Genomic DNA, 9,950 nt, shown 5'->3' on the forward strand with positions numbered 1-9,950 from the left:
ACCCTATGAAAGAAACCAACGATCATCAACCATGCGTCTGCATCTTTGCTTCAGTAAGGCCGGAGATGCCCAGGCCAGGGGTGTCCGGCAACACCACTGTCGCCCCGTCGTATCGGATGCCACCCTGCACCGGCGACCACGCCAGCCACCAGGCGGCGTCCAGGTCCGGGACCGCCGTGGTGCCGTACGCGGCGACCAGGCTCGCCGCCGCCCCGATGCCGACCTGACTCTCCATCATCGAGCCGACCACGGTGCCGAGCCCGTGGGCGGTGGCCAGGTCGAGGAGGGTACGCGCCGGGTGTAGCCCGCCACACTTGGCCAACTTGACGTTGACCAGGTCGGCGGCCCGACGGCGGATCACCTCCACCAGGTCACGGACCCCGAAGACCGCCTCGTCGGCCAGGATCGGCACGGAGACCCGGTCGCTGACCCAGGCCAGCCCGTCCAGGTCCCAGCGGGCCACCGGCTGCTCGATCAGCTCCACGTCGAGCCCGGAGTCCTCGATGCCCCGGATCACCCGGACCGCCTCCCGGGGCGTCCACCCCTGGTTGGCGTCCAGCCGGATCCGGACCCCCGGCCCGACGGCCGCGCGGACGGCCCGTACCCGGTCCAGATCGCCGCTCGCGTCGGTGCCGACCTTCACCTTGAGCACGCCGAAGCCGTCGGCCTGCCGCTGCCGGGCCGCCGCCGCCAGGTCCACCGCGTCGCCCGCCGCCAGCGTCACGTCCGTCGGCACCCGCAGCGTGGTGCCCCCGAGCAACCGCACCAGGGGTACGCCCAGCCGCCGGGCGGCGAGGTCGTGCAGCGCGACGTCCACCGCCGCCTTCGCCGCCTCGTTGCCGGCCACGGCGCGCTGCACCTCGGCGCAGCGCGTCACCAGGTCGTCCGGATCACGACCGATCAACTGTGGGCCGAGCAGCTCGCGGACGCAGGCCCCCGCGCCGGCGACCGACGCGCCGGTGACCTGCCACACCTGGGGCGCCTCACCGAAGCCGGACCGGCCGTCGGAGTCGACCAGTTCGACGACCAGGGTGTCCACTGTGGTGGTGCGACGCAGCGCGGTGACGAACGGGGTGTGTAAGGGGGCGGAAACCCGGTGGGTGCGTACCTCCGAGATCGTCATGTCGGGCACCCTATACGGAGACGCACGGTGGGAGGGGAGACCGGATGACCGGGCAGGGCTGGGAGTTGGTGGGCGCACCGAACGCGCGTGAGCTGGGCGGGCTGGTCGGCGCGGACGGGCGGCGGGTCCGGGTGGGGCAGCTGATCCGTACTCCCGCGTTGGGTCGGCTGATCGACGACGACCTGCCGGTGCTGGCGAAGCTGGGGCCGGCGTGCGTGGTCGACCTCCGGGACGACTCGGAGATCGCTGTCGCCCCGGCCGACCGGCTCACCGGTGAGCCGCGGGTGGTGTGCCTGCCGGTGCACGACCCGGAGCACCCGGTCTTCACGTACGTCTCGGCGGTGCTGCTCGGCCACGACCTGAACGCGTACGCGGAGCTGGCCCGGCAGGGCACGGCGGGGGCGATGGCGGCCATCTACCGGTGGTTCGTCACCGGGGAGTCGGCCCGGATCGGCTTCGCCGAGGCGGTGCGGCTGGCCGGCCGACCGGAGAACCTGCCGTTGGTCTACCACTGCTCCGCCGGCAAGGACCGCACCGGCTGGCTCACCGTCATCCTGTTGACGGCGCTCGGGGTGGACGAGGCGGCGATCCGCGCCGACTACCTGCGCAATAACGAGATGACCGACAGTCTGCGCGCGGTGATCGTCGAGGCGATGCGACGGCGGCAGCCCGAACTGGACGTCGACGCGGTGCTTCCAGTGCTGGAGGTCCGCGCCGAGTACCTCGACGCCGGCTACGACGAGGTACGCCGGGTGCACGGCTCGTTCGACGCGTACCTGCGCGACGGGTTGGGGTTGACCGACGGCGACGTCAGGGCGTTGCGGGCGCAACTGCTGGAGTGACCGGCGTGCCCGGCGGTGTGCTGGTGCGGGTGGCCCAGCCGAGGACGATCAGCGCCTGACCGACGCTGTAGGAGGCCATCACCAGCACCGGTTCGCCGGGTAGCTGGGCCACCCCGGCCACCCCGGCGGCGATCAGCAGGTCGGAGCCGAGGAACAGCGCGGCCCCGAGCCCGACCCGCCAGCCCCGGGTGGCGGCGGTGCTGGCCATCGCCGCCAGGGCGAGGGCGTAGACGGCCACCGGCACGGCCAGTCCGACGTCGGTGAGCCCCGCCCACATCCAGGTCAGCGCGACGACTGTCAGCACCGCGTACCCCAGCGGGACCGCGACCAGCGGTGCACGGCGCAGCGCGGTCGCGGCGCCGTGCCGGGTGAACGCCGCGAGGTAGCAGAGGTGCGTGCCGAGGAAGCAGGCCATTCCGGCGAGGAACCAGCCGGTGCCGTCGATCATCAGGGCCACGTCGCCGCCGGTGGCGAAGGCCAGTGCCGTGAGCATCAGCCGGTCCGGCCGGGCCGCGCGTTCGGTGGCCGCCCACCAGAGGTACCCGGCGAGCAGCGGCATGAGCAGCGGTTTGGTGAGCAGGAAGGCCAGACCGCCGCCGGTGCCGACGGCCAGCAGGTTCGCCGCCGTCACGACGAGGAAGGCGATCAGGACGAGGCGACTGCGAGGCATCGGCGACTCCGGGAGTGGGGGTGCGCAGAGCCTAGCCGTGCCCTGTGGAATGCGGGTCAGAGCCGGTGGCGGGCGGCCCAGACCCGCGCGGAGACGTCCGCGATCAGCAGGCAGGCGTCGTCGGCGACCCCGTCGTCCGGGTCGGTGGTGGTGCAGACGGCGATCAGGTACGGCGGGGCGTCGTCGGGCAGCACCACGCCGGCGCCGTGCCGGACTCCGCGTACCCACCCGTTCTTGTGCGCGATGCGGGTGCCCTCGGGCAGACCGGCGGCCAGGTCCTCGCGGTGCTCCTGGGCGAACAGGACGTCCAGCATGGCGGTGCACGCGGCGGGTGAGGCGATCGGGCCGGGGGCGCTGGCGCCGGCGGCGAGCGCGCCGAGCAGGGCGGCCAGGTCGGCGGCGGTGACAGTGTTGGTGATGCCGGCCTCGCGGGCCGCGAAGTCCTCGATGCCCCGGCCGGTGACGCTGTTGCGGGCACCTGTCGACGCCCAGACGTCGGCCACCGCGGGTAGCCCGACGTGACCGATGACCACGTTGGTGGCCAGGTTGCTGGACCGCACGATCATCCGGTCGGCCAACCAGCGCAGCGTGGCCGTGTCGCCCAGCCGGTCCCAGACTGCGTCGTCGTTGTCGTAGGGCTGCGCGCAGGAGAACCGGGGCGCGCCGGGTTGGGCGGAGTCGAACTCGTTGACCACCGGAACCGGGGCGTCCAGGTCCAGTTCGCCGGCCTCGGCGGCGCGGTGCAGCGCGGCGAGCACCGCCACCTTCATGGTGCTCGCCGCGTAGTGGGCGGCGTCCGGGTGGCGGGTCCAGGTCGGCGGCGCGTCGAGTCGGCCCACGTACGCCGAGACGGTGCCGGGCACCCGGTCCAGGTGGGCGTCGAGATCATCCCAGGTCATGCCGGTGACCGTAGCGGATCAAGGGTGGGCGGGCCCGCGTACCCGGTGGGGAGACGGACGGGCGCGCCGGCCGCAAGCGGCCGACGCGCCCGGTGTCGGGTGCTGGTGGGCTCAGCCGGCGTGCTTGCGCCGGGCGGCGGCGCGGCCCCGCTGCTGCTGGTCGAGCACCACCTTGCGGATGCGCACCGCGGTCGGGGTGACCTCGACGCACTCGTCCTCGCGGCAGAACTCCAGCGCCTGCTCCAGCGAGAGCTTGCGCGGCGGGATCAGCTTCTCGGTCTCGTCGGAGGTCGACGCCCGCATGTTGGTGAGCTTCTTCTCCTTGGTGATGTTGACGTCCATGTCGTCGGAGCGGGAGTTCTCCCCGACGATCATGCCCTCGTACACCTCGGTGGTCGGCTCGACGAAGAGCTGACCGCGCTCCTGAAGGTTGATCATCGCGAAGGCGGTGACCGCGCCCGCCCGGTCGGCGACCAGCGAACCGTTGTTGCGGGTACGCAGCTCACCGAACCACGGCTCGTACGACTCGAAGACGTGGTGCAGGATGCCGGTGCCCCGGGTGTCGGTGAGGAACTCGGTGCGGAAGCCGATCAGGCCGCGCGCCGGGACCAGCCACTCCATCCGGATCCAGCCGGTGCCGTGGTTGACCAGCTGCTCCATCCGGCCCTTGCGGGTGGCGAGGAGCTGGGTGATCGCGCCCAGGTACTCCTCCGGAGCGTCGATGGTCAGGCGCTCGACCGGCTCGCAGGTCTTGCCGTCGATCTCCTTGGTGACGACCTGCGGCTTGCCGACGGTCAGCTCGTAGCTCTCCCGGCGCATCTGCTCGACCAGGATGGCCAGCGCCAGCTCGCCACGGCCCTGCACCTCCCAGGCGTCCGGCCGCTCGGTGGGCAGCACCCGCAGCGACACGTTGCCGATGAGCTCCTTGTCGAGGCGGTCCTTGACCATCCGGGCGGTGACCTTGGAGCCCTTGACCCGGCCGACCAGCGGCGAGGTGTTGGTGCCGATGGTCATCGAGATGGCCGGCTCGTCGACGGTGATCAGCGGCAGCGCCGTCGGGTTGTCGACGTCGGCCAGAGTCTCACCGATCATGATCTCCGGAATGCCGGCGACCGCGATGATGTCGCCCGGACCGGCGGTCTCGGCCGGCTTACGCTCCAGGCCCTCGGTCATCAGCATCTCGGAGATGCGGACCCGCTGGGTGCTGCCATCGGTGCGGCACCAGGCCACCGTCTGGCCCTTGCTGATGGTGCCCTGGCGGACGCGGCACAGCGCCAGCCGGCCGAGGAACGGCGAGGCGTCGAGGTTGGTGACGTGGGCCTGCAGCGGGGCGCCGTCCTCGTACGCGGGTGCCGGGATGGTGTCCAGCAGGGTGCGGAACAGCGGCTCCAGGGAGGTGCTGTCGTCGGGCACCGAGCCGTCGGCGGGCTGGGTCAGCGAGGCGATGCCGTCGCGCGCGCAGGCGTAGACGATCGGGAAGTCGATCTGCTCCTCGTCGGCGTCCAGGTCGAGGAAGAGCTCGTAGGTGTCGTCCACGACCTCTTTGATCCGGGCGTCCGGCCGGTCCACCTTGTTGATCACCAGGATGATCGGCATCCGGGCCCGCAGCGCCTTGCGGAGCACGAAGCGGGTCTGCGGCAGCGGGCCCTCGCTCGCGTCGACGAGCAGCACGACGCCGTCGACCATGGTGAGGCCGCGCTCCACCTCGCCACCGAAGTCGGCGTGACCGGGGGTGTCGATGATGTTGATGGTGACCGGGTCGGAGCCGTCCGCCGGCAGGTACCGCACGCCGGTGTTCTTGGCCAGGATCGTGATGCCCTTTTCCCGCTCCAGGTCACCCGAGTCCATTACCCGCTCGGTGTTCTCGCCCCGGGCGCCGTACGCCCCGGCCTGCCGCAACATGGCGTCGACCAGGGTGGTCTTGCCGTGGTCGACGTGAGCGATGATGGCGACGTTGCGGAGGTCGGTGCGAAGCTGCATACCCTCTATCCTTCCGCCTGCGCTCGCGCAGGCCGCGTCGGGGTCACCCCCAGGTGCCCCTGATCTATGGTGAAACTGCTGTGCCGGTGGTTCTTCCGGCTGGCATGCTGGCTCCCGTGTCCCGGGGGCCTGAGTGCACGACCTGCTGACCTGGGTGCAGAGTCTGCCCACCCTGTGGATCTACCTGGTCGCCGCGCTGATCGTGGCGGGCGAGACCGCGGTGATCTTCGGCCTGCTCGTGCCGGGTGAGGCTACCCTGCTGCTCGTCGGCTTCCTCACCTACAACGGTACCTTGCGGCTCGGGCCGGCGTTGCTCGCGATGATCGTCGCGGCGGTCGCCGGGGATGGGCTGGCCTTCCGCGCCGGACGTCGGTACGGCCCCCGGCTGCGCGCCGGGCTGGGTCACCGGGTCGGGCCCGAGCGGTGGGGCCGGGCCGACGCCATGCTCGCCCGGCTCGGCGGGCGGGGAGTGTTCGCGGCCCGCTGGGTGGCCTTCGCCCGCACGCTGGTGCCCCGGCTGGCCGGTGCGGCCGGCATGCCGTACCGCCGGTTCGTGCTGTGGAACCTGGCCGGTGTGGTGACCTGGGTGGGCGGCTCGGTCCTGCTCGGTCACCTCGCCGGTGAGTCGTACGACACGGTCTCCCGGCTGCTCGGTCGGGCTACCGGCGCGGCGCTGTTGCTGCTGGCGGGCCTGTTGGCTGTGGTGCTCGCCGGCCGGTGGCTGGGTCGCAACCCCGACCCGGTTCGCGCGTTGCTGTCCCGGGCCGGGGCGTTGCCCCCGGTGCGCTGGCTCACGGCGCGCTACGGGGTGCTGTTCTTCCTGGTGGCCATGCGGGTCGGGCCGGCGTGGACGTTGCTGCTCAACCTGGCCGCCGGGCTCCTGCTGCTCTTCGCTGCCGGGCTCGCCATCGCGGGCCTGCTCGCCGTGGCGGTGCGCAACAGTGGCCTGGCCGCGCTGGACGGCGCCATCGCGGGGTGGTTCACCGCCCGGCGTACCCCGGATGCCGCCGACGCAACGACGGTCCTGGTGTCGGTGGTACGGGGGTCGGTGTTGATCCTGTTGGTGGCGCTGGTGGCGGCGGTGCTGGCGTGGCGCAGCCGGCCCTGGCGCACGGACCTGCTCAGCGTGGTCGGCACGGCGGGCGCGTTCGTGCCGCTGGTGGTGCTGGCCGTGGTGGCCGAACTGACCGGGCCGCACGGCGGCGGTGGGTCGGCCCCGCTGCCGACCCAGAACGCCGTGGTAGCGGCGAGCTTCTGCACCCTGGCGTGGCTGGTGTCGCGTGGTGCCCGGTGGCCGGTGGCGGTGGCCGCCTGGACGACCGCCGCGGCGGGGGTGCTCGGGGTCGGTGGCGCGCGGCTCTACCTGGGTCTGGACACGGCGAGCGGGACCGCCGCGGCGGTGCTGCTCGGGGTGCTCTGGACGGTGGTGTTCATGGTGGCGTGGGCCACCCGGGACCGGGCGGTGCGGGAGTTGGAGCAGCCGGTGGACCAGGTCCGGCCGTCGTCCGAGGGGCACCGCAGCCCGGTCGAACCTTGCTAGGGTGCGGCGACTGTCACACGGGGAGGCATCGTCATGATTCGACGGACCGGTCGGTGGGGCGCCGCGGCGCTCGCCGGGTTCCTGTTGGCGAGCGCGCTGGTCGGCTGCGCCGCCAAGGGGGAGACGCCACAGGACCTGGCCGCGCCGGTGGCGGTCACCGACGCGCCGACCGACACCCCCTCCGACGAGGTCACCGAGGAGCCGAGCCCGTCGGCGAGCGCGGTGGAGTCGATGGGCGCCGCGCCGAGTCGCAGCGCGACCCCGACGCCGACGAAGAAGCCGACCAAGAAGCCGACCCGCACCGCGACGAAGCCCCTGGCGGTCGCGAAGCCGCCCACTGAGACGCAGGTCCCGCCGGCGCCGCCGAAGCCGGCCCCGAGTTCCTGCAAGCCGAGCTACAAGGGCACCCAGGCGACCCGGGCCGAGGTGAAGGCGGCGCTGACCGACGCGGCCGGCCGCACCTACTGGCCGTCCTCCGCTCCGGACATCAAGATCCCGCTCAACCTGCTCAAGGCCACCGCCTGGCAGGAGAGCGGCTGGCAGTCCAACATCTACGCCTGCGACGGCGGCGTCGGGCTGATGCAGGTGATGCCCGGCACCGCGACCTGGATGAACCAGCGGTTCGAGCAGAGCTACGAGATCGACGCCTACCGGGACAACGCCTACCTGGGTGCCACCTACCTGGCCTGGGCGACGAAGTACATCGGCGACATGTACTTCGAGTCCGATTTCCGACTCGACCCGGCCCTGTGCACCAGCGAGTTGAATTCCTGCCTGCTCAACGCGGTGATCGCCGCGTACAACTTCGGGCACGGGGCGGTGGCGCAGGAGGGCAAGCCGCTGGCCATCCCCAACCCGTCGTACGTGCGCAACGTACGCGCGCTGATGTCCGAATGCGTCTGCCTGGACTACTGACCGCGACGGGGGCCGTGACGACGCCGTCACGGCCCCCGTCGCGTCAGTCGGTCAGTCGCGGGCGGCGACCGGCTCCGGTGACGCCGGGGCGTCCTCCGAGGAGTCCCGGTTGATCCGGCCGGGCCACCAGAAGCGCTCACCGAGCAGGAACGCCAGCGCCGGCACCACGACCGTGCGGACCAGCAGGGTGTCCAGTAGGACGCCGATGCAGACGATGATGCCGATCTGGGTCAGTGTGATCAGTGGCAGCACGCCGAGCACGGCGAACACCGCGGCGAGCAGCACCCCGGCGCTGGTGATCACTCCGCCGGTGACCCGTAGGGCGGAGAGCATGCCCTCCCGGGTGCCCACGCTGCGGGCGTCCTCCCGAGCCCGGGTGACCAGGAAGATGTTGTAGTCCACGCCGAGCGCCACCAGGAACACGAAGGCGAGCAGCAGGACGCCGCTGTCGAGCGCCGGGAAGCCCAGCACGTGGTCGAAGAGCAGCCACGCCGCACCGAGGCTGGCGAAGAACGACGCGATCACGGTGAGCACCAGCAGCACCGGTGCGAGGAGCCCGCGCAGCAGGAGCACGAGCACCGCGCCGACCAGCAGCAGGATGATCGGCAGGATCAGTCGCAGGTCACGGTCGTTGGCCTCGTCGGAGTCGTAGGTGGCGGCCACGGAACCACCGACGATCGCCCCGGACGGCGCGTCCGCGCCGGCGGCGGCCGGGGGAGCGGAGTCGGGAACGGCGGCGACCGCCGTACGCAACGCCTCGATCGCGCGGTCCGAGGCGGTGGTGCCGGGCTCGGCTTCCAGGACCACGTCGACCTGGGCCACGGCCTCACCGGCGTCGCCGGGGCGCGCCGAGGCGACGCCGGGTACGGCGGTGGCGGCGTCGGTGACCGCCCGCACCGCCGCGGGCGTGGTGATCACGGCCACCGGTTGGGTGCTGCCGGCGGGGAACGACCGGGCCAGCGTCTGCGCGCCGGTCACCGCCTCGGGCTCGGCCCGGAACTGCTCGGTCTCGGACAGGCCGGTGCGGATCCCGAGCCCACCCAGGGCGAGGCCACCGAGCAGCACTGTGGCCAGCACCGCGACCACCACCGGGCGGCGTTCCACGGCGGCGCCGAGCCGGCCCCAGAGCCGCCCCTCCCGGGCCGGGCCCCCGACGCGGGGCACGAACGGCCAGAACAGACCCCTGCCGAACAGCACCAGGACGGCGGGGAGCACGAACAGGGCCGAGAGCATGGCGAAGACCACGCCGGTCGCGCAGGCCACCGCGAGTGCGCGGTTGGTCTCCTGCTCGCTGAGCAGCAGGGTGAGGACGCCGAGCACCACGGTGCCGCCGCTGGCCAGGATGGGCTCGGCGGTGCGGCGCAGCGCGGAGCGCATCGCCGCGAAGCGGTCCTCCGTGCGCCGCAGCTCCTCCCGGTAGCGGGCGATGAGCAGCAGGGCGTAGTCGGTGGCGGCGCCGAAGACCAGCACGCTGGCGATGCCGGTGACCTGGCCCTGCTGGAGGTTGATGCCGACGGCCGGGACGATGGTGTCCACCGCGCGCAGGGTGAGCTGCTCGGTCGCGGCGACCACGACCAGCGGCACGATCCACAGGAACGGGCTGCGGTAGGTGATCAGCAGCAGCACCGCCACGACGGCGGCGGTCACCGCGAGCAGGGTGATGTCGGCGCCGTCGAACACCGAGGAGAGGTCGGCCGTGAAGGCGGGGGCGCCGGTCACGTCAGCGGTCAGCCCGTCGGGCAGGTCGGCCAGGGCGGTGCGCAGGTCGGTCACCGTCGCGGTGACGGCCTCCTGACCGCCGGCGGTGTCGACCGGCACGGCGACCAGGGCGACGGTGCCGTCCGGGGAGACCTGGGCGGGGCTGACCTGCCCGCCCGCCGCGAAGCGGCGAAGGTCACCGGCGCGGGCGTCGACGCCGGCCCGGTCGGCCTCGCTCAACGCGCCGCCGTCGTCGCGGCTCACCACCACGATGGCCGGCTGA

Annotated in this window: 8 protein-coding genes; 3 read left to right on the plus strand and 5 right to left on the minus strand. The window is 72.7% G+C overall.

Going from position 1 to position 9,950, the window contains the following annotated elements; all coding sequences use genetic code 11:
- Positions 1-25 precede the first annotated feature (25 nt).
- Positions 26-1,123 carry a mandelate racemase/muconate lactonizing enzyme family protein gene (locus ACWCO3_RS06920; RefSeq protein WP_145779829.1) on the minus strand — a complete coding sequence of 366 codons (1,098 nt, stop codon included), beginning with the start codon at positions 1,121-1,123 and terminating at the stop codon, positions 26-28.
- Positions 1,124-1,167: 44 nt separating this feature from the next.
- Between ACWCO3_RS06920 and ACWCO3_RS06925 the strand changes: the two genes are divergently transcribed.
- Entirely contained in the window at positions 1,168-1,965 is a 798-nt protein-coding gene (locus ACWCO3_RS06925; protein ID WP_145779830.1) for a tyrosine-protein phosphatase, read from the plus strand.
- On the opposite strand, the gene ACWCO3_RS06930 is transcribed toward ACWCO3_RS06925, so the two are convergent.
- The 3 genes from ACWCO3_RS06930 to typA form a co-directional block, all read right to left on the minus strand.
- Positions 1,934-2,635, minus strand: a complete 702-nt coding sequence (locus ACWCO3_RS06930) for a lysoplasmalogenase (RefSeq protein ID WP_450008902.1) — start codon at positions 2,633-2,635, stop codon at positions 1,934-1,936. The two genes, ACWCO3_RS06925 and ACWCO3_RS06930, sit on opposite strands and share 32 nt — an antisense overlap.
- 56 nt (positions 2,636-2,691) lie before the next feature.
- Complete coding sequence (locus ACWCO3_RS06935; protein WP_145779832.1) at positions 2,692-3,534, minus strand: serine hydrolase; 843 nt, start codon at positions 3,532-3,534, stop codon at positions 2,692-2,694.
- 111 nt (positions 3,535-3,645) lie between these two features.
- Entirely contained in the window at positions 3,646-5,514 is a 1,869-nt protein-coding gene (typA, locus tag ACWCO3_RS06940; RefSeq protein ID WP_145779833.1) for a translational GTPase TypA, read from the minus strand.
- Between the two features lie 133 nt (positions 5,515-5,647).
- Between typA and ACWCO3_RS06945 the strand changes: the two genes are divergently transcribed.
- Both ACWCO3_RS06945 and ACWCO3_RS06950 read left to right on the plus strand, forming a co-directional pair.
- On the plus strand, positions 5,648-7,054 hold the full coding sequence (locus tag ACWCO3_RS06945) for a DedA family protein (RefSeq protein ID WP_145779834.1): 1,407 nt from the start codon (positions 5,648-5,650) through the stop codon (positions 7,052-7,054).
- A gap of 33 nt (positions 7,055-7,087) precedes the next feature.
- Entirely contained in the window at positions 7,088-7,969 is an 882-nt protein-coding gene (locus ACWCO3_RS06950) for a lytic transglycosylase domain-containing protein (protein WP_145779835.1), read from the plus strand.
- A gap of 51 nt (positions 7,970-8,020) precedes the next feature.
- On the opposite strand, the gene ACWCO3_RS06955 is transcribed toward ACWCO3_RS06950, so the two are convergent.
- Positions 8,021-9,950 (minus strand): MMPL family transporter (locus ACWCO3_RS06955; RefSeq protein ID WP_450008906.1); only part of this gene is annotated, 1,930 nt, incomplete at its 5' end.

It is taken from the genome of Micromonospora sp. NPDC002411, assembly GCF_053592955.1.